At 33.3% G+C, this 20,712-nt stretch carries 16 protein-coding genes; 8 read left to right on the top strand and 8 right to left on the bottom strand.

Annotated elements, in window-relative coordinates:
- Positions 1-49: 49 nt before the first annotated feature.
- From M4I21_RS12230 to M4I21_RS12220, 3 genes are read left to right on the top strand one after another with little or no spacing between them, the layout of a single operon-like run.
- Positions 50-2,404 carry a TonB-dependent receptor gene (locus tag M4I21_RS12230; RefSeq protein WP_249559458.1) on the top strand — a complete coding sequence of 785 codons (2,355 nt, stop codon included), beginning with the start codon at positions 50-52 and terminating at the stop codon, positions 2,402-2,404.
- Between the two features lie 15 nt (positions 2,405-2,419).
- Entirely contained in the window at positions 2,420-3,430 is a 1,011-nt protein-coding gene (locus M4I21_RS12225; protein WP_249559457.1) for a sensor histidine kinase, read from the top strand.
- Between the two features lie 4 nt (positions 3,431-3,434).
- Positions 3,435-4,199: a LytR/AlgR family response regulator transcription factor gene (locus M4I21_RS12220; RefSeq protein ID WP_249559456.1), complete on the top strand. Its 765-nt coding sequence runs from the start codon at positions 3,435-3,437 to the stop codon at positions 4,197-4,199.
- A 110-nt stretch (positions 4,200-4,309) separates the two neighbouring features.
- Here the strand turns inward: M4I21_RS12220 and M4I21_RS12215 are convergent, their stop codons facing one another.
- The 5 genes from M4I21_RS12215 to M4I21_RS12195 form a co-directional block, all read right to left on the bottom strand.
- On the bottom strand, positions 4,310-4,900 hold the full coding sequence (locus tag M4I21_RS12215) for a hypothetical protein (protein WP_249559454.1): 591 nt from the start codon (positions 4,898-4,900) through the stop codon (positions 4,310-4,312).
- A 22-nt stretch (positions 4,901-4,922) separates the two neighbouring features.
- On the bottom strand, positions 4,923-5,837 hold the full coding sequence (locus M4I21_RS12210; RefSeq protein ID WP_249559453.1) for an OmpA family protein: 915 nt from the start codon (positions 5,835-5,837) through the stop codon (positions 4,923-4,925).
- Positions 5,838-6,216: 379 nt separating this feature from the next.
- Positions 6,217-7,770 carry an L-piperidine-6-carboxylate dehydrogenase gene (gene amaB, locus M4I21_RS12205; protein ID WP_249559452.1) on the bottom strand — a complete coding sequence of 518 codons (1,554 nt, stop codon included), beginning with the start codon at positions 7,768-7,770 and terminating at the stop codon, positions 6,217-6,219.
- 104 nt (positions 7,771-7,874) lie between these two features.
- Entirely contained in the window at positions 7,875-8,417 is a 543-nt protein-coding gene (locus M4I21_RS12200; RefSeq protein WP_249559451.1) for a 3-hydroxyanthranilate 3,4-dioxygenase, read from the bottom strand.
- Between the two features lie 149 nt (positions 8,418-8,566).
- Positions 8,567-8,992, bottom strand: coding sequence for a CAP domain-containing protein (locus M4I21_RS12195; RefSeq protein ID WP_249559450.1), 426 nt, complete (start codon positions 8,990-8,992; stop codon positions 8,567-8,569).
- Between the two features lie 223 nt (positions 8,993-9,215).
- On the opposite strand from M4I21_RS12195, the gene M4I21_RS12190 reads away from it, so the two are divergent.
- Positions 9,216-14,720, top strand: a complete 5,505-nt coding sequence (locus tag M4I21_RS12190; protein ID WP_249559449.1) for an alpha-2-macroglobulin family protein — start codon at positions 9,216-9,218, stop codon at positions 14,718-14,720.
- Between the two features lie 70 nt (positions 14,721-14,790).
- Positions 14,791-15,297, top strand: a complete 507-nt coding sequence (locus M4I21_RS12185; RefSeq protein ID WP_249559448.1) for a DUF5004 domain-containing protein — start codon at positions 14,791-14,793, stop codon at positions 15,295-15,297.
- A gap of 80 nt (positions 15,298-15,377) precedes the next feature.
- On the opposite strand, the gene M4I21_RS12180 is transcribed toward M4I21_RS12185, so the two are convergent.
- On the bottom strand, positions 15,378-15,893 hold the full coding sequence (locus tag M4I21_RS12180) for a CvpA family protein (RefSeq protein WP_249559447.1): 516 nt from the start codon (positions 15,891-15,893) through the stop codon (positions 15,378-15,380).
- A gap of 93 nt (positions 15,894-15,986) precedes the next feature.
- Between M4I21_RS12180 and M4I21_RS12175 the strand changes: the two genes are divergently transcribed.
- The 3 genes from M4I21_RS12175 to pbpC are packed head-to-tail and all read left to right on the top strand — an operon-like array spanning position 15,987 to position 19,056.
- Complete coding sequence (locus tag M4I21_RS12175; protein WP_072304049.1) at positions 15,987-16,343, top strand: hypothetical protein; 357 nt, start codon at positions 15,987-15,989, stop codon at positions 16,341-16,343.
- 48 nt (positions 16,344-16,391) lie between these two features.
- Positions 16,392-16,700 (top strand): antibiotic biosynthesis monooxygenase family protein, encoded by a 309-nt coding sequence (locus M4I21_RS12170; protein WP_249559446.1) that lies wholly within the window; start codon positions 16,392-16,394, stop codon positions 16,698-16,700.
- Entirely contained in the window at positions 16,684-19,056 is a 2,373-nt protein-coding gene (pbpC, locus tag M4I21_RS12165; RefSeq protein ID WP_249559445.1) for a penicillin-binding protein 1C, read from the top strand. Before M4I21_RS12170 ends, pbpC begins: the two co-directional genes overlap by 17 nt.
- A 27-nt stretch (positions 19,057-19,083) precedes the next feature.
- Here the strand turns inward: pbpC and M4I21_RS12160 are convergent, their stop codons facing one another.
- Positions 19,084-19,932: a hypothetical protein gene (locus M4I21_RS12160; protein ID WP_249559444.1), complete on the bottom strand. Its 849-nt coding sequence runs from the start codon at positions 19,930-19,932 to the stop codon at positions 19,084-19,086.
- Positions 19,933-19,943: 11 nt separating this feature from the next.
- Positions 19,944-20,612, bottom strand: coding sequence for a hypothetical protein (locus tag M4I21_RS12155; protein WP_249559443.1), 669 nt, complete (start codon positions 20,610-20,612; stop codon positions 19,944-19,946).
- Between the last annotated feature and the right edge of the window lie 100 nt (positions 20,613-20,712).

The following is a 20,712-nucleotide window of genomic DNA, read 5'->3' as shown; positions in this document are numbered from 1 at the left end:
TAAGTACTTAATTCATATACATTTATAGCATCAATCATAATCAACAGTCATGAAAACGTTAACAAGAACTATTTTTATTTTACTTCTAGGAGTATTATCTACCCAGGCACAAAACAAAATTTCTGGGCTAGTAACAGAAAACAACATACCCTTAGAGTACGCCAATGTAATTTTATACAATCAATCTACTAAAGATGTTGTCACTGGAACCATATCAGATAAACAGGGCGCATATGCCTTTAACTCAATAAAAAACGGAACGTATTATATAGAGGTTTCTATGTTGGGTTTTAAAACCAAGGCTTCTAAAGAATTTGAGTTAGCAACGGACAAAAGCATAGATTTTATATTAAATGAAGAAGCAGAATCTTTAGATGAGGTTGTTGTAAAAAGTAAAAGACCTGTAATTAGGCAAACTGCAGAAAAACTTATTGTAGACTTAGAAAATTCTGAAATGATAAATTCTAATTTAAAAGATGTCATGAAGCGTGTTCCAGGTGTAATTGTAACCAACAACGGTATAAGTTATGCAGGGCAAAACAATCTTAGAATTTTAATTAATGGTAAAACTACCGATTATATGGATATGAGTACTTTGCTGCGCGATATGCCTGCAGATAACATAGCCAGAGTAGAAATGGTAGAGCAACCTGGTGCCGAGTTTGATGCTGCAGGTTCTGGACCAATTATAAACATTATACTAAAGAAAAATGTAAGGCTAGGTACAAACGGCACCGTTGTAGGCTGGGTTGGCGAGGATGAAGGTGTAGAATATGGTACAAGTGCTTCTATTGGTAGTTACAAAAACAAATTAAATTGGCAAGCAGGTGCAGGATATTCTAGTCCAACTTGGAGAGAAGATTTATTTATTAAAAGAACCGTAGATGGCGCAACATATGACCAAGCTACAATAGAGCCTTATAACCCTAAAACTGCAAGAGTAAGCGGTAATGTAGATTATTACATTACAGAAGAACACACTATAGGAGTTGGTGTTAGGAACATTAATACAAACTCTGACCGTAACTCTAAAAGTAGTAATATAATTACAGGCACTAATGGTACAGATTATTTACTGTCTCAAAATAGTTTTAATAGAGATCAAACAGTATTTAATGTTAACCCGTATTACGAATACAAAACAGAAAAACAAAAGTTAACGGTAGATTTTAATTTTGTAGACTATACCAATGATAATATTAATACGATATCTTCTTTAGAGGGTAGCACAGTACCTTATACAAATCAACGTTATTTACAAGATGGCGAATACCAAATTAAAACCTATAAAGTAGACTACGCTAAACAATTTACAAAAGACTTTAAACTTAGTTTTGGTAGTAAGTATGCAGAAGTAGACACAGATAGCGATTTAATGTCTTTTAGTGAAGATACAAACGGAGAATTTACGTTTAATGAAGCTGCTAGTAACCGGTTTTTGGTTGAAGAAAACATTTTTGCCTTGTATTCTAAATTAAATTTAACTAGCGGAAAATGGTCTTTTTCTGGTGGTTTACGTTTTGAAGACAGCACTACTAAAGGAACGTCTAATACAACCAATGTAACTAGAGAGCGTAAAATATCTAAATTATTTCCAAGCGCGTCTGTGAGTAAAAAATTAAGTGAAAGTTTAAGCGCAAACGTAGCGTATAGTTACCGTATTAACAGACCAAGTTACAGCACACTAAATTCTTTTGTAACGTATTATGATCCACTATCTTCAGATGTTGGAAATGAGAATTTGAAACCAGCTTTTACAAATAATTATCAGTTTAACTTAACTTTTGATGGTCAACCGTTTTTTACTATTGGTTATAGTGAAACAGAAGATGCTATGTTTCAATACGTATCTCAAAATACAGATACGGCAGAAATTAGCAGAACAACTATTAACTTAACAGATAGTGAAAACTGGAATTTTAGACTATTTGGACCATTAAGTTTTATAAAGGGCGTAGATGGGTACACTGGATTTATTGTAAATTACAACAAACTAGAATCTGTACCAGATAATTTAAATTTAGATAAATGGAGCTTAATTTGGTTTACACAAGCCAGTTACGAGCTTCCTTGGGAAATTAATGCAGAAATTAGTGGCAATTACGGTACAGGAGCACTAGATGGAGGTTTAGATGTAGATTGGTTTGCTGGCTTAGATTTTTCTTTAGGTAAAACGTTTTTAGATGATAAACTAAAGGTAAATTTAGGATTAAATAAAATACTTAATAGAGGTTATGTTGGTAAAATTAATTACAATAATTTATTTGCAGACGTAGAAAGTAACGAGTCTAGAAGAAACGTACAATTAAGAGTTTCTTACAGTTTTGGTTCTACATACGGAAAACAGAAAAATAGAGAAAACTCATCTAAAGAAGAGCAAAACAGAATTGATGATAACAATTAAAAGAAAAACTGTTTAATGAACAAAAAAGTAAACAAATCTGATGTGCTACTTATGGTAGTTTATTTTATAGTTTCTTTTTCTATACAAGGCATAGAGTATTATAAAAAAGACGCTATGCTTAAGGAGTATCTTTTAGATTTCCCAACAGATTTAATAACAATAAGTGCTATTATTTTCTTGTTTGTTTTTTGGTTAATACCAAAGTTTGTAAAAGAAAAAAAGTATATACTGTTTACCGTTTTGGGGGTGCTTATTTTAATTGTACTTACCGGAATTCAATTTACAATTGGGTATTGGACAGGAGAAAGCGATTGGAGTAAGTTTCCTAGAGGCTTAGATTTTGTTATAAAAATGATAAACAGAGGTGCCAGCGATACTGCTTTTCCTTTTGCTTTATTACTCACTAAAAAGTTTTACGAAGGACAAAACCAATTATTAAAGTTTGAAAAGCAACAAAAAGAAAACGAGCTTAAATTATTACGCTCGCAAATAGACCCCCATTTTTTATTTAATAACCTAAATACCTTAGACTCTTTAATAGATAGTGATACCAAAAGAGCAAAAGAATATATTAATCGTTTATCATTAATATATAGGTACTTAATAAAAACGAAAGATGCAGAAGTTATGGAGTTGTCTGAAGAAATTCAGTTGGCGGAAAATTATATGTTTTTAATAAAAACACGTTTTGGAAACGATTATGATTTTAGAATTGAAAAAGAAACAACTATTGAGGATAAGTTTATACCTACAGGAGCCATACAAGCCTTGTTAGAGAATGTTGTTAAGCACAATAAACCAAATAAGAATAACAGTATAAAAACAGTAATATCTGTTAGTGAGAACGTCTTAAAAGTGTCTAATACTAGATCTAATATTATATCAAAAAACGAATCGTTTGGTACGGGTCTAGAGAACTTAAAAGCACGTTATAAATTATTATCACACAAAGACGTATTAATAATAAATACGGACAAAGAGTTTATTATTTCTATTCCGATTATTAAATTGATTGAAGAAAATTAAGGCAATGAGAATTTTAATTTTAGAAGATGAGATACCAGCATACCAAAAACTAGTTTCTTTTGTTAAGGATTATTATGAAGAAGATATTCCTCATGATTGGGCACGTTCTAATGTAGAGGGGAAACAGTTTTTAGCTGCAAATAAATACGATTTTATACTATCTGATATTCAATTGTTAGACGGGGTTTCTTTTGATTTGTATAACGAGGTTTCTATAGACGTGCCAATACTATTTTGTTCTGCGCATGACGAGTATTTGTTCGAAGCATTTAATACAAACGGTATTGCATATATACTAAAGCCATACACACAATTGGACTTTAAAAAGGCAATGGAAAAATACCAGGCTTTGTTTAACCAAGGTGATTATAACTCCCTTTCTGGAAAAACTATTTCTGAGCTTAAACTCGCTTTGCAAGAAGAGCATAATAATTACAAAAAACGATTTGTAATTAAAAAGGCAAATGGAATTCAGCTTTTAAATGTTTCAGAAATTTGTAAGGTTGAAGCCTCAGGAGATTTTTGTATTGCTACAGATGCTAACGGTAAACGATATACAATTTCATTAAATCTAGGAACAATTTACCAGCAACTACACCCAGCTAAGTTTTTTAAAATAAATAGAAGTGAGCTAATAAACATAGACTACATAGAAAATATAGAAAGTCATTTTAAAAATAGATTACTTTTAAAAATGAATGGTATAAAAGAAAAAGTAATGACAAGCTCGTCTACGACAGCAGAGTTTAGAAAGTGGTTAGAGCAGTAAGGGGTTCACTAGTTTAATTTATACTATTTTATGGAGTAAGAAACTTTTGATAAAAAGTAAAACCCGATTCTATATAATAGAATCGGGTTTTTTTATTTGATTGTAAATATTTATAATTTACCATGTTTATGCTCACTTTGCCACTTTTTTAAGTCGGCCCACTTACCTTCATAACACATTTTGGCTTGCATAGGCCAAGAAGAAGGGTCGTGTATTCTATAACGTTCGCCACCAGAATTTAAAACCTCTTGACATTTTGCAACAGGAGCTTCAGATAAAGCTTTCCAAGTTTTAATATCAAAATTATGGAATAAACCTTCAATTTTAGGACCAATACCTTCAACTAGTTTTAAATCATCTTGTTTTACTTTTTTACCAAAAGCTGTCTTAGCTGCAAGCGCATCAAAAGCAATACCTGTATTTTCGGTAGGAGTTGGCGCCATAGCAACTGGTGCTACAACAGCTGGTGCAACCTTAGCTTTTGCTCTACACGCATCTAAATCTGCCTGTAATTGTGAATTGTTAGCTGCAAGTTGGTCTTTGTCTGTAACAAGCTTAGAGTTCTTGTCTTTCCAGATTTGAAGATCCTCAGAGTTGTCTATTACTTCTTTGTTTCCTCTTCCTATTAGGTAACCTAGAATTGCGCAAATTATACCTACTAAAGCAGGTATAATCCAACACCAGATGTTTGTGTTTTCCATGTTTAATTTAATTTATGTGTTATTACTTTAATGTTACTACTGTTCTTCTATTCTTTGCTTTGCCTTCTTCTGTGTCGTTGCTTTCTATAGGTACGTCTGGACCTTTAGAAGAAGCACTAACTTTGGTAGCAGAAATACCATTATTTACTAGGTATTGTTTTGCAAATTCTGCTCTACTAAGACCCAAGCTTATATTGTTATTTCTATCTCCTACATTATCTGTATGTCCTATAACAGTACAAAGGGAGCCGTCTACTTTATCTAAATATGTAGATATGTCTGCAATTTTTTGACGTTGTTCTACAGTTAAGCTAATAGCAGCTTCTCCTGTTTTAAAATGTAGAACTAAAGGATTGTCTTTTATTTTTTGATACAGCGTACTCATTTGTTCGCTATTATCTTCGTTTACACCTACAGTGTATGCAACGGGACCTAAATAAACAGAATCTTTAGCAACCATATCTTCTTTCAATTGCCCTGCTATATTAAGGTTAGAAGATGGTATGCCTTTAGTAACCATATAATTCTTAATGGTATTAGCCCTAGCAATACCTAGATTAGGAAATGCAGAATTGTTGGTTTCACTATCTTTATAATAACCCGTAATAGTTACTGCATTTTTAGAATCTTGTTCTATATGCTTTTTTATGGCCTCTACACCATTATCTACTTTTTTAGATAAGGGATCTAAAATGGCAAAGCCCGATGTATTAAAGTTGAAGTTGTCGTTTGTATCATAGCTAAATCCATTTCCTTCTAAAGAAAAAGGATAGGATGTTGCTTCTTGTACAATAGGGGTTTTTACTTGTTCTTGGTTTTTATTAACTGGAGTATCTGTTGCGGTAGTCCCGCAGCTTGAACAACAAGTGTAATAAAAGTAAGTTCCTACCAGAATTGTGATAATAATTCCGAGCAGATACATTAGTTTTTTTGTCATAATGGTCTGGTTTTTTTGTGTTTACGCTACAATTTAGAAAAAAAAATATGTAAAATGTTAAAAATGTTAAAGAAATGTACATTGTTAAACTTTATTTAATCACTATTTTACTTTCAATATGTAATTATACCAGTTATGTACAAAAAGCTACCAGATATACATTGTTTGTAGACAGATATATATTTGTATGAAAAAATATGAGATAATAGTTCTACTTTTAAAGTATCATAGTAGATGAAAAAACCCTGTTCTCCCGAAAAGTTCGGCACTGAATTTGGGTTTTTTTTTATTCAATGATTTAGTTATATATAATGGGTACAATAAAGCCGCTGTCTACATAAGGTAAACAGCGGCTTTTTATAAGGGGTAGTACTTATCCTTATAAGTTAAATTTAATACCTTGAGCCAAAGGTAGCTCTGTAGTATAGTTAATTGTATTTGTTTGTCTTCTCATATATACTTTCCAAGCATCTGATCCAGACTCTCGTCCGCCACCTGTTTCTTTTTCACCACCAAAAGCACCACCTATTTCGGCACCAGAAGTTCCTATGTTTACGTTCGCAATACCACAATCTGATCCTTGTACAGATAAGAAGTGTTCTGCCTCTCGTAAGTTGTTTGTCATAATAGCAGAAGATAACCCTTGTGCTACACCGTTTTGTATGTCAAGTGCATTTTCAATAGTACCCGAGTATTTTAATAAATATAAAATTGGTGCAAAAGTTTCATGCTGTACAATTTCAAAAGAGTTTTTAGCTTCAGCGATTGCTGGTTTTACGTAGCAACCACTTTCATAACCTTCTCCTTCTAATACGCCTCCTTCAACAACAAGACTACCGCCTTCTGCAACTACTTTTTCCAGTGCATTTTGGTACATTTTTACTGCGTCTTTATCTATAATTGGACCAACATGGTTGTTTTCGTCCAACGGGTTTCCAATACGTAATTGGTTGTATGCACTTACTACAGCTTCTTTTACCTTATCGTACATAGATTCGTGTATAATTAATCTACGAGTAGAAGTACAACGTTGACCAGCTGTACCTACGGCGCCAAATACGGCACCAATAACTGTCATTTTAATATCTGCATCTGGAGTAACAATAATTGCATTATTACCACCCAATTCTAATAAAGTGTTTCCTAAACGACCAGCAACTTCTTTGGCAACAATTTTACCCATTCTTGTAGATCCTGTAGCAGAAATTAAAGGGACACGAGTATCTTTTGTCATCATTTCACCAACAGCATAATCACCATTAATTAGGTTACATATACCCTCCGGTAAGCCGTTAGCAGCAAATACCTCTGCAGCTATGTTTTGGCAAGCAACACCACACATTGGTGTTTTTTCACTAGGTTTCCAAACACAAACATCTCCACAAATCCAAGCTAAAGCTGTATTCCAAGCCCAAACTGCAACAGGGAAATTAAAAGCAGAAATTATACCTACAACACCAAGCGGGTGGTACTGCTCGTACATTCTATGCCCTGGACGTTCAGAGTGCATTGTAAGACCGTGTAATTGTCTAGATAAACCTACTGCAAAATCACAGATGTCTATCATTTCTTGTACCTCTCCTAAACCTTCTTGATAACTTTTACCCATTTCATAAGAAACAAGTTTACCAAGAGCTTCTTTTTTTTCTCTTAATTTATCTCCAAACTGACGTACAATTTCTCCACGTAAAGGAGCTGGTGTTGTTCTCCAAGTTTTAAAAGCAGAAGTAGCAGCTTGCATTACTTTGGCATAATCTTCTTTAGTGGTGGCTTTTACTTTACCAATAAGTTTACCATCTACGGGAGAATAACTCTCTATAATATCTCCGCTAGAAAAATTAGTAGAACCCGTTGAGGTTCCTTCGTTAATATCTTTAAGGCCTAATTGTTTTAAGGCGCTTTCTATTCCAAAAGTTGCTGCTATTTTTGACATTTTTATAACTTTTATATTAAAAATTGTTGTGTTTCTCACAAAGTTACAAATAAATGTGCTTTGTTTAACAAAACTAAAGTGTTGGTTTTGGGATGCAAAATTTACTAATCTTCATCTGCCATATACCTTGTATCTACAGGCATTACAGTACCACAATTATCACAAGTACGGTGCTCTTGAGAGCCGTAGAATGTTTTAAAATGACCTAGAAAATCTTTTTCTATATCGTTAAGTGTAAAGTAGGCTTCATACAACTTGTGGTTGCAATTATCACAATACCAAAGCAAACCATCATCTACACCAAGCTTGTTACGCTTTCTTTCTATTACTAAGCCAATAGAGTCTTTATGACGCACAGGCGAGTGTGGTACTTTTGCTGGGTGTAAATACATATCCCCTGGACCAAGTTGCATTGTTTTTTTTTCACCATCTTCTTGTATGTGCACTTCTATGGTACCTTCTAATTGGTAAAAAAGCTCTTCAGTTTCATTGTAATGATAGTCTTTTCTGGCGTTGGGGCCAGCTACCACCATAACTATATAATCACCAGCGTCTTTATATAAATTTTTATTACCAACAGGTGGTTTAAGAGTATCTCTATTTTCAGAGATCCATTTGTTTAAATTAAAAGGTGCTTTTATAGACATAATTCTTTTCGTTTTTAAGCTAAGTGCTCATCAAATTTAAGAAAAGAAAATAGTTTTATACAGCTTAAGGATGTAAGATTTTTATAAAGTATTGTTACCTTATGTTCTCATCTAAAAAAGAAATATTGAGACTATTAAAGGTTAAAATATTATTTGTAAAACAATTCAGTAAAGTAATAATTACCATCTTGTTTGTGCATAACACTAATCCCTGTGTGGGTGTATTCACCCTCTAAGTTAGCTTTGTGGTCACTACTTTGCAACCAATTAAGCATTACTTGTTCTGCGGTGTCATAATTATTGGCAATATTCTCAGCAATATAATTAGCATTTGTTTTTGCTGATATGGCTTTTGCTCTTTCTTGAAAATTAGTGTGACTAAAATCTTCTGTAGTAACCATATACAACGTGTGCTCTTTTGCATATTGTTGTGCAATTTTACTCTGCTCCAGTGGTATTAGGCCTATAGATTCTCTGTGTTGGTTGACTAACGTAAATAATTTAGCCTCTATTTCTTTGTTGCTGGTTGTTAGTGAATTGCTGTCTGTACTGTCTTTAGAGCAACTTATAAACACCAGTAAAAATAGTATTGATAAAAAAAATGGTTTGTTTAGCATGCGTAATCTACAAAATGGGACGTTAGTAGTTTATGATATGGTTAAGATATATAAAAAGTTTATAAAAAACTGGAAATAAATACGTTCTTAACATAATTAATTATTTTAACAAGATATTACCCTGTTTACAGGGTGTATTCTATGTCCTAATTAACTGTACTTTTACCAAAAATAAGTTTCTATGAAATCTAAATCCCTTTTGTTTGTTTTATTAATTGCCCTTTTTTTTGGGTGTAAAAAGAAGACAACGGTTGTAGATGCTGAGTCTGCCGAAAAATATGTGGAGTATGTATCGGAGTATACGAATGGTATAATTTCTACCAATTCTCCCATACAAATAGTTTTAGCACAACCAGTAGAAGCCTGGAAAGGTGGAAAGGAATTAAACGCTAACATTTTGGAGATAAGTCCTAGTGTAAATGGAACTTTAAAAGCTTTAAATGATAAAACTATTGTTTTTGCGCCTAAAGGACTATTAAAGCAAGATACTCAATATACATTTCAGTTAAATTTAAAAGAAATTTATAAAGATGTACCTGAAGATTTGGAGGAGTTCGCTTTTTTTGTAAATACAATTAAGCAAGATTTTAGTGTAACACTAAGTCCAATGCAAGCATACTCCAAAGAGTATCAATATATTGATATGCAGGTTAGAACTGCAGATGAAATGTCTTTAGAAACAGCAAAAAAACTTGTAAAAGGTTTATATAAAGGAAAAGAATTACCAATTAAATATAATAACCAACCAGAAAGTGGCACACAGTTTCAGTTTAAGTTAGATAGTATTAAAAGGTACAAGGAAGATGAGAAGCTTGTTATAGAATATAGCGGTAAATCTTTTGATATAGATACAGAGGGTAAGATAGATGTTGTAATTCCAGGGAAAAATAATTTTTCAATCTTAGATGTAACAGTAGAGCAAACCCAAAGCCCTGTAGTTAAAATAAATTTTTCAGATCCACTTAAAAAAGGTCAAAATTTTAAAGGTTTAGTACTTTTAGAGAACGATGAAAATCCAAGATTTTCTATTAAAGGAAATACATTAAGAGTATACCCGTCAGACAGTCATTCTGGTTCTGTTTTATTAGAAGTTTTTGATGGTATACAAAGTGTAGATGGTGTTAAGCTTAAGAAAAAGTTTGAAGAGCGTATTGCTTTTGAGCAAATTAAGCCACAAGTTAGAGTATTGTCTAACGCAACTATATTGCCTTCTTCAACCAATTTAAAAGTAAATTTTGAAGCTGTTAACTTAAAAGCAGTAGACGTTAAGGTTTTTCGTATTTATGAAAATAATGTACTTCAGTTTTTACAAGTAAGTGAATTAAACGGAAGTAATGAGTTGCGCAGAGTTGCAAGACCAATAGGAGGTAAAAAATTAGAACTTCAAGATAAGTTAACAGTAAACAATGGTAAGTGGCAAGCACACGCTTTAGATTTAACTAATTTAATTACTCCAGAAAAAGGAGCTATTTACAGAGTAGAGTTTTCATTTAAACCACAATACAGTTTATATACTTGTGATGATACTAATTTTGATTCTGATGAAGAAGAGAAAGAAGAATCTTTTGATGAAGAAGCAGAAAGTAGCTATTGGGATTATTCGGAAGACTATTATAATGGTGATTATGATTGGAGCGAGAGAGAAAACCCTTGTCATACATCATACTACAGAAATAAAAAAGCGAGTGTAAATATACTTGCTACAGATATTGGTGTAACAATTAAGAAAGGGTTAAACAACAGCTATTTTGTTGCTACTGCAGATCTTGTTACAACAAAGCCAATTGTAGGTGCAAAGGTTACCTTTTACAATTACCAACAACACGCTTTAGGTACAGTTACAACAAGTGCAGAAGGAGTTTCCTTCTTTGATGCAAAAAGCATTGCCTCTTTTGCAGTTGCAGAACATAAAGGACAAAAAACATATGTAAAACTTAACGATGGTAATGCACTATCTGTTAGTAAGTTTAAAGTAGCCGGAGTTAAATTACAAAAAGGAATTAAAGGATATATCTTTGCAGAGCGTGGTGTTTGGCGTCCTGGAGATAACATCTTTTTATCTTTTGTTTTAAATGATAATGCGAACAAGTTACCAGCAAATCATCCTGTAAAATTAGAATTATTAGACCCGTATAACAAAGTTGTACATAGAGAGATAAAAACAAATAGCTTAAATAACTTCTATAATTTCCCAGTACAAACAGATGATGATGTGCCTACCGGAGACTGGTTGGTAAAAGTATCTGTTGGTGGAGCAGAATTTACAAAGACTATTAAGATAGAAACCATTAAGCCTAACCGTTTAAAAATTAAGAACGATTTTGGAGCAGATATCCTTGTTGGTGGTAAGCAAATAAAAGGAACTATGGAAGTTAAGTGGTTGCACGGTGCAATTGCTAAAAACTTAAATACAGATATAGCAGCTAAATTTAATACAAAAACAACAGCGTTTAAAAACTACCCAGGTTATGTTTTTGACGATCCTAGTAGATCTTTTTCTGCAGAGGAACAAATGGTTTACAGTGGTAAAATAGATGCAGAAGGTAAGGCCAACTTTTCTATTAATCCACAGTTAGAAGGTAACCCTCCAGGAATGTTACAAGCAGCTTTTGTAACTAAGGTTTACGAAAACGGAGGCGATTTTAGTACAGACGTTTTTACAAAACCATATTCTCCTTACAACACATACATAGGTCTTAATGCTCCTAAAGGAGATAAGTCTAAAGGGATGTTGTTAACAGATGTAAAACATAATTTTGAAGTGGTTTCTGTTGATGAAAACGGAAAACCTAAAGCAGCTAAAAACCTAAAAGTTACCATCTACAAAATACAGTGGAGGTGGTGGTGGGATACTTCTGAAGACAACCTAACACACTACGGAAATAGCGGTTATAGAAATAAGGTTTACGAAAAAACAATTACAACAAACTCTAAAGGAAAAGGTAACTTTGAGTTTGAACTTAAGTACCCAGACTGGGGAAGATATTTAGTTAGAGTTGAAGATGAAGATGGCGGACATGCAACCGGTAAAGCAGTCTATATAGATTGGCCAGGTTGGGCAGGAAAATCTAAAAAGAACGATCCTTCTGCAGCAACAATGTTATTGTTTTCATCGGACAAAGAAAAATATAATGTAGGTGAAACAGCAACATTTACATTTCCAAGTTCAGAAAACGGAAGAGCTTTAGTTACAGTAGAAAATGGTAGCGAAGTATTAGAATCTATTTGGGTAGAAACCGAGAAAGGCGAAACCAAATTTACTATGGCAATGACTAAAGAATACACGCCAAATGTATTTATACATATTTCTTTATTACAACCACACGCATCTACGTTAAACGATTTGCCTATTAGAATGTATGGTGTAATTCCAATTTCTGTAGAAAATAAAGAAACAAAGCTACAGCCAAAAATTACTATGCCAGATGTATTGCGCCCAGAAGAAACAGTAACAGTTAATGTAGGCGAAGTAAATGGGAAAGCGATGACGTATACAATTGCGATTGTAGACGAAGGATTATTAGACTTAACAAGATTTAAAACACCAAACCCTTGGGGAACATTTTATGCTAATGAAGCATTGGGTGTAAAAACTTGGGATATTTATGATGATGTAATTGGCGCCTTTGGAGGTAGAATTAATCAAGTATTTGCTATTGGTGGTGATGATGAAATGGCAGGTGCTAAAAACAAAAAGGCAAATAGGTTTGAGCCTATGGTTGTGCATTTAGGACCTTTTAAATTAGAAAAAGGAAAAACCAAAGCACATAAAATTAAAATACCTAAATATGTAGGTTCTGTTAGAACTATGGTAGTTGCTGCAGATGCAGAAAAAGAAGCGTACGGTAGCGAGGAAAAAACAACGCCAGTACGTAAACCATTAATGATTTTAGCTTCTTTACCACGTAAAATAACTCCGGGTGAGTCTGTAATACTTCCTGTGACTGTTTTTGCAATGGAGAAAAAAGTTAAGAACGTAAAAATAAAAATTAAGGACAACGAAGCATTTACAATAGAAGCGGGCAATACTAAGTCACTTACATTTGATCAGCCAGATGAGAAAATGGCTTATTTTGTGCTAAAAGTATCAGACTTTAAAGGTATTGGTAAAGTTATCGTAGAAGCTTCAGGTGGAGGAGAAAAAGCGTCTTTTGAGATCCCAATAGATGTTGTAAATCCTAACCCAGTAACAGCAGATGCATCTAACTATGTAGTAGAACCAAACAGTTCGCAAACAATAGATTTACAAACGTTTGGTGTTGCAGGTACAAATAGCGCAGCAATAGAGGTGTCTACCTTACCAGCAATGAATTTTAATGGTAGAATGCAGTACTTAATTCGTTACCCACACGGTTGTGTAGAGCAAACTACATCTGGTGCTTTTCCTCAATTATTTTTAGCGGATATTTTTGATATACCTAAAGCTAAAAAAGAAGAAGTACAGAAAAATGTAGAAATGGCTGTAAATCGTTTAGCAGGTTTTCAAACCAATAGTGGTGGTTTATCTTACTGGCAAGGGCAAAGTAATCCTAACGATTGGGGAACAAGTTATGCTGGCCATTTTATGCTAGAAGCAGAGAAAAAAGGTTATGTGTTACCAATAGGTTTTAAATCTAAGTGGATTACCTATCAGAAAAACGTAGCAAAACAATTTAGAAATAGCGGAAGATATACAGAGTTAACACAAGCATACCGTTTGTACACACTTGCATTGGCAGGTAGTGCAGATGTAGCATCTATGAACAGGTTACAAGAATCTAAAGATTTATCTAACCAATCTAAATTAAGATTAGCAGCTGCGTATGCACTTATTGGACAAAAATCTGTAGCTACTAATTTAATGAATAGTGCTGTGTTAGAGTTTACAAACGACAGGCACAATAATTCTACCTTTGGCTCATCAGAAAGAAACAGAGCAATGGCGTTAGAGACTATGGTGCTTATGCAAAATAAGGTGAAGTCTCAGCAATTGGCATTAACAGTTGCAGAAAGGCTAAATAGTAAGGATTATATGAGTACGCAGAGTACAGCATATAGTTTATTAGCTATGGCAAAATTTGCGAACCTAGTTGGTGGTAAAGGCATTAAGGCAACCATAAAAGTTAATGGTAAGAGCGAAACTATCTCAACAAGCAAAACACTTGCAAATAGAACCTTAACTATTAAAAGAGGAAACAACTCTATAACACTTAAAAATAACGAAGGCAATACGCTTTATGTTACTTTAGTAAATAGTGGCAAGTTACCAGTTGGAGAAGAAAGAGCGGTGCAGAACAACCTTGCTGCAACTGTAGTTTATAAGTCTAGAAATGGTAGCACTATAGATCCTTCAAAAATAGAACAAGGAACAGATTTTGTTGCAGAGGTAACTCTTAAAAACACAACTGGTAACAGTTTAAAAAATGTAGCTTTAACAGAGGTTTTTCCTAGCGGATGGGAAATTGTAAACACACGTTTTACAGACTTTGGAAACTTTGCAGAAAACAATGTTACACATACAGATTTAAGAGATGACAGAGCTAATTTCTACTTTGATTTAAGAGAAAATGAAACAAAAAGCTTTAGAATATTATTAAACGCATCTTATTTAGGAACGTATTACTTGCCAGGCGTACAAGCAGAGGCAATGTACGATCATGATTACTTAGTGCGTACAAAAGGTAATTGGGTAGAAGTTGTGAAATAAAAGCAACTTCTACGCAACCATTTAATCTTTTTAGATTCTACTTCTTATATAACAATATAAAATAAGAATTATGAAGATTAAGTTAATTGGTGTTTGTTTACTAGGTGTTTTGTTTTTAAACTGTAATACAGATAATGAACCTAATTGTATAGCAGATTTTACAGGTACCTTAACAGCAACAGAAACTGTTTTGGAGGGTACTTGGGCCTTAACAGCAATAGAATCTAGTGTAGCAATAGACTTAACAGATGACCAAGAAGATAACGCAATAAAAGATATTTACCGTCAAAGCACAGATTGCCAAAACGATGCTGTTTATAGTTTTTTGTCTAGTAGATCTTTTAGTTTAAAACAAGGGTATATTGCAGAAGATTGTGAGTCAAAAAGTAGTGTAACAGGGAGCTGGCAATTATCTGGAGACCTATTAAGTCTTGTAAATTCTTGTACTGTTTTTAATGTAGAAATAGAAGTTAATGAAGATGAAACAGCCTTTACAGTAAGCAATGTTGTAAATCTAAGAGATATAGACAATAAAATTGTGGAGACAAACGTAACATATACGTACACTAAAAATTAAATTTTAGTATAGCAAATTAGAGCACCTAAGTTCTTCTTAGGTGTTTTTTTATGGCTTTTTTAAAGGCCATTACTATAAATCTAAAGCGTATCTGTGGTGTTAGTTTCTGTGTTAGTTTCTTCCATAACATAAGCAAACACAAGCTCGCCAATTTTTTTAACAGGATTGTAAAGCGCAGAACTCTCTATTGTTTCTTGTTTTACTATTTTTAAATTAGTATTGGCCTTGTCTAAAAAGATAAGCAAGGCACCAATAATTATAGCCACTTTTAAAGTGCCAAAAATAGCACCGGCCAAACGGTTTAAGGTTCCAAGCATAACAGCTTTAGCAACTTTGGTAAGTAGTTTACCAACAAGATTTATAATAAGAACAACAACAATAAAAGTTAAAATAGAAGAAGAGATATTAATGGTACTTTGGTCCCATTGCCATTTCTCTGTAAGGTAATTACCAATAATATAAGAGAAATGAATAGCAGCATAAATACCAGCAATAAGGGCAACTAAAGAAGCAAGTTCTATTAAAAGTCCGTTTTTAATGCCTTTGTAAAGGCCCCAAATTAGTAGTATCCCTAAAATAATGTCTAAAAAATTCATTCTCAAGTGTTTTTACAAATATAGGATATTGATTTGTACCTTTACATCTTTGTGAAAAACAGAAGAAAATAGAACTAAATTGTAATTATAAGAATGTCAAGAGATACCGAATTAAAAGAGAGATGGGATGTTCTAATAGAAAAATTATCTGCACAATTTGCAGATGGTGATGTGTTAGAGTTAGATGCAATTATTTACTTGGTAGGTGTACAAGAATTAGGTAAGCCACACGCTACATATAAAAAAGACGAAAAAATAAACTTAATGCATATTGCAATTTGTAGGTTATTAGAGCCATACGGATATTATGAGTTTGAGATGTTTGATGAAGAAGGCTGGCCACATTACATTATAAAAGAAGAATTGCCAACATTAAAAGCAGGTGAGCAAACTGTTCTTATGAAAGAAGCATTGGTAAACTACTTTATAGAAAAACAATATATAGTTTAAGTTTTTAGGTTGATGTTGTTATGGGTATTAAAGTAATTTTTAAATAGAATGAAGAATAACGAACCATATTACGCTGTAATTTTTACATCAACCAAAACAATTGAAGATAATGGATACAACCAAATGGCTATTCAAATGGAAGAATTGGCCCAAAAACAACCTGGTTTTTTAGGTATAGAAAGCGCTAGGGAATCTGTTGGTATTACGGTAAGTTACTGGCAGAGTCTAGAGGCTATTGCCACTTGGAAAAACCAAGCAGACCATAAATTAGCCCAACAAAAAGGGAACAAAGAATGGTATACTTGGTATAAAGTTAGAATTTGTAAAGTAGAGCGCGAGTATGAGTTTTTTAACTAAGGTAAAAAACACTAGCGTTGGTAGGTTTCTAGCAAAACACCCTAAAAAAAGCATAGTGTTGGCAATACTTTCAATTGCCTATTATTTTTGTTTGCCAAAACAACTCTTTAATGCACCTACGGCAACGGTTGTAGAGAGTAGAGAGGGTGTGCTTTTGGGAGCACAAATAGCTAGCGATGGGCAATGGCGATTTCCAGAAGTAGATAGTATTCCTAAAAAATTCGAACATTGTTTACTTCAGTTTGAAGATGCACATTTTTACCAACACTTTGGTTTTAATCCGGTCTCTATAGCAAATGCAGTTGTACAGAATATAAAAGCAGGCAAAACAGTACGTGGTGGTAGTACTATTACACAACAAGTAATACGTTTGGCTCGCGAGGGTAAAAAAAGATCGTACGTAGAAAAATTTATAGAACTTATTTGGGCAACACGTTTAGAGTTTAGATCTTCTAAAGAAGAAATTTTAAAAATGTATGCCAGTAATGCACCCTATGGTGGTAATGTTGTTGGTTTAGAAGTTGCTTCTTGGCGTTATTTTGGGTTAAAATCCCATCAGTTATCTTGGGCAGAAACAGCAACTTTAGCCGTTTTGCCAAATGCACCAAGTTTAATATATCCAGGTAAAAATCAACAACGGTTGTTGAAAAAGAGAAACCGATTACTTAAAAAACTTTTAGAAGAAAGTATAATAGACGAAACTACATACAGCTTAGCACTTTTAGAAGAATTGCCACAAAAACCATATGCTTTGCCACAGATGGCGCAACATTTGGTAACACATATTGCCCAAAAACATAAGGGAGAAAGAATAGTAAGTAGTATAAAGGCACCATTGCAGGCCAATGTAAATGCCGTGGTTCAAAAACATTATTCGCACTTAAAACAAAATCAGGTGTTTAACGTAGCTGTTTTGGTTTTAGATGTGCATACGCGTAAAGTTATGGCGTATGTAGGGAACACAAAAACCGACAGACAACACGAGAAAGATGTAGATATGGTACAGGCCAACCGTAGTACAGGTAGTACCATAAAACCATTGTTGTACACGGCAATGTTAGACGCTGGCGAGCTTATACCAGATATGTTGGTAGCGGATATACCAACGCAAATAGCAGGATACTCGCCTCAGAATTTTAATGAGAATTTTAGTGGCGCAGTACAAGCAAAAAAAGCGCTAGCTAGGTCGTTAAATATTCCGTCAGTTCGATTGTTACAATCCTACGGATTACAAAAATTTAGAGACCAATTAGAATTTTTTAATCTAAAAGGAATAAATAAGCCAGCAGATCATTATGGACTAACCCTAATTTTAGGAGGCGCAGAAAGTAGCTTGTGGGATTTATGTAAAACCTATGCCTCTATGGCTTCTACGGTAAATCATTTTAATGCAACCTCTAGTGAATATTATACAAAAGAATTTGCAGAGCCTATTTTACAAGATAGTCAAGAGGTAAATTTTGGATCTAAATCTACCCAAAAAACAATTTTTGATGCCGCAAGTATGTACCTAACTTTTGAGGCAATGAAAGAGGTAAACAGACCAGAAGGACAAGAATCTTGGGAGTTTTATGACTCTTCTAAGCAAATTGCGTGGAAAACAGGAACTAGTTTTGGAAACAAAGATGCATGGGCAATTGGTGTTACAAAAGACCAAGTTGTTGGTGTTTGGGTTGGCAATGCAGATGGTGAGGGCAGACCTAATGTAACAGGGGTTTCTAGTGCAGCACCTATTTTGTTTGATGTGTTTAATGTACTACCTAAAACAAAATGGTTTTTAGAACCTTTAGACGAGTTTACAGAAATAGATGTTTGTGCTACTAGCGGGTATTTGGCAACTCCTATTTGTCCGATAAAGAAAATAAAGATTCCGGCTAAGCAAAACTATGTAAAAGCCTGTCCGTACCATAGAATAGTACATTTAGATGCTAAGCAACAGTTTCAGGTAAATACGTCTTGTGAGCCGCTAGAAACTATGGTGAGCAAGCCTTGGTTTGTGTTGCCTCCATTACAAGAATTTTATTATAAGAAAACGAACGTTACTTATAAAACATTACCAAATTTTAGAAACGATTGTAAAACGGAGAACGCCAAGGTAATGGAGTTTATTTATCCTAAAAGTGGCGCAAAAATAACATTGCCTAAAAACTTTGAAGGAAACACCAATGAAGTTGTTTTTAAGTTAGCGCACGCTAAAACAAAAACTAAGGTTTTTTGGTATGTAGATGATGAGTTTGTAAAGCAGACATCGGACTTTCATGAAATTGCAGTGAAACCAAAACCAGGAGCACACAAAATTACCGTTGTAGATGAGGTTGGTAATGATGCTGTTATATGGATAACAATACTAGAGTAGTACTATACCACCCTAGTATTATTATTTTTATGGTAAAAGAACACTTGCAATTTTAAATTTGTGTTCTTTTAAAGCTTGTTCGCTTTCTATTAAAATTTCTATAGTCCAGTTGGCTTGTATTTCTTCACTTAAACTAATACTAAGCTTGTGAGCTCCGTTTTTGCTTCTGCCGTAATTCATTTTTTTACCTTCAGCATTATAAATTAAGATGTCTACTATTTTCTCGTTAGAATCTTCTACGTAAAAAGACAATGCATTTTCGTTGCCAAAGTTTCCAAAACCATCAAAAAATTGTTTAAAAGCACCTACCGTTTCGGCCATACCCTCTGCCATTACGCCAGATTTTTTTAGCTCTTCAATCTTTTCTTGGTATTCTTTTTCATCCTTTTCTTTTAACTTATCTAAAGCAGCTTTATCTATTAAGGTAAGTTTTACGTCCTTGTATTTTTTGCTTAATAGGTTTTTGTTGTAATAAGTAAGCGGGTTTTTAACGAGTACTTTTCCGCCATTAGCCTCAGTAGGGCTAAAATACTTTAGTATACCTTCTATGTTTACGAGTTTAGTAGCTTTACGTGTTGGTGCTTCTAGTTTAATTTTAAACTCGTTATCGCTACTATAATCGTCTCCAAAAAAACTTTCTTTTTTTTGTAATGTGCTACCATCATCTGCAGCGGCAGTAGTTATAGATTTTATTTTTATCTGGTTTAAATCATCAACCTTAATACCTTTAATTAGAGCTGTGAGTTCTACAAAACTTTTGTTAGACTCTAGATATCGTTCTTCTTTTATATCATTTACAAATAAGTTTATGTCTTGTGCTAAAGTTAGTTTAGCACACAAACTAAAGGCTATACAAGCAAGTACTTTTTTGGTCATTTTTTAAGTTTTTAAAATTGGATGGTAGAAAAATAAATTATCTTTTTATAACCAGCTGCATATAGCTTGTTTCTTATTTTGTTATACTGTTGTACGTGTGTTGGTGTGTAGATAAAGTATGTAGGAATTTCTTGGTTGTTTACCGTTAAAAATAGTGATATAAGAGCTTCCGTTTTATTTTCTAGAGGTAATTTATGCATTACCTTATATTCTAATTTTAGGCCTTTAGCTTCGCACTCTTTTGTTATTTCACTAATAGCGATTATAGCATCTACTCTAAGTTTACCAGATGCGTTAACATTTGGAACTTGAATACCTAGCTCATTATTAATGTTAGTTTTAAATACAAGCTTGTCGTTTTCTAAGTTTAAATCGGGATACTGAAAAATTAATCCTTCATCTAATAAAGCATTTGTTTTTTTAGCACCCAATACTCTTCTAATTAAAATAATTGGAGTAATAATTATAAAAATAATAACACCTAAAACAAGGCCTATTATTGATGAAATAATAGCGCGCCCGCTAAAGCAACTTTTAAAAATTAGATCCCAGTAATTGGCAATAGAATTTGTTTGAAAACAGTATTTAACTATTTTAATAATATTTCCAGAATTGATAAAAAAATTGATAAGCAAAATAATAACACCTGCTACTAGCAAGAGTACTCTTAGTCCGTCCATAAGTTTATAAATTTGGTTAAGGTTATTTATCTTTAAGCCTAATCCTAAAGTTGGTTAAAATTTATAACGATGTTATTTAAGTAAAAGTACCTTTTGTACA

Source organism: Cellulophaga sp. 20_2_10 (assembly GCF_023476645.1).
GTDB lineage: Bacteria > Bacteroidota > Bacteroidia > Flavobacteriales > Flavobacteriaceae > Cellulophaga.
The sequence above is the reverse complement of the archived record's forward strand: the minus strand, read 5'-3'. Positions and strand labels throughout refer to the sequence as shown.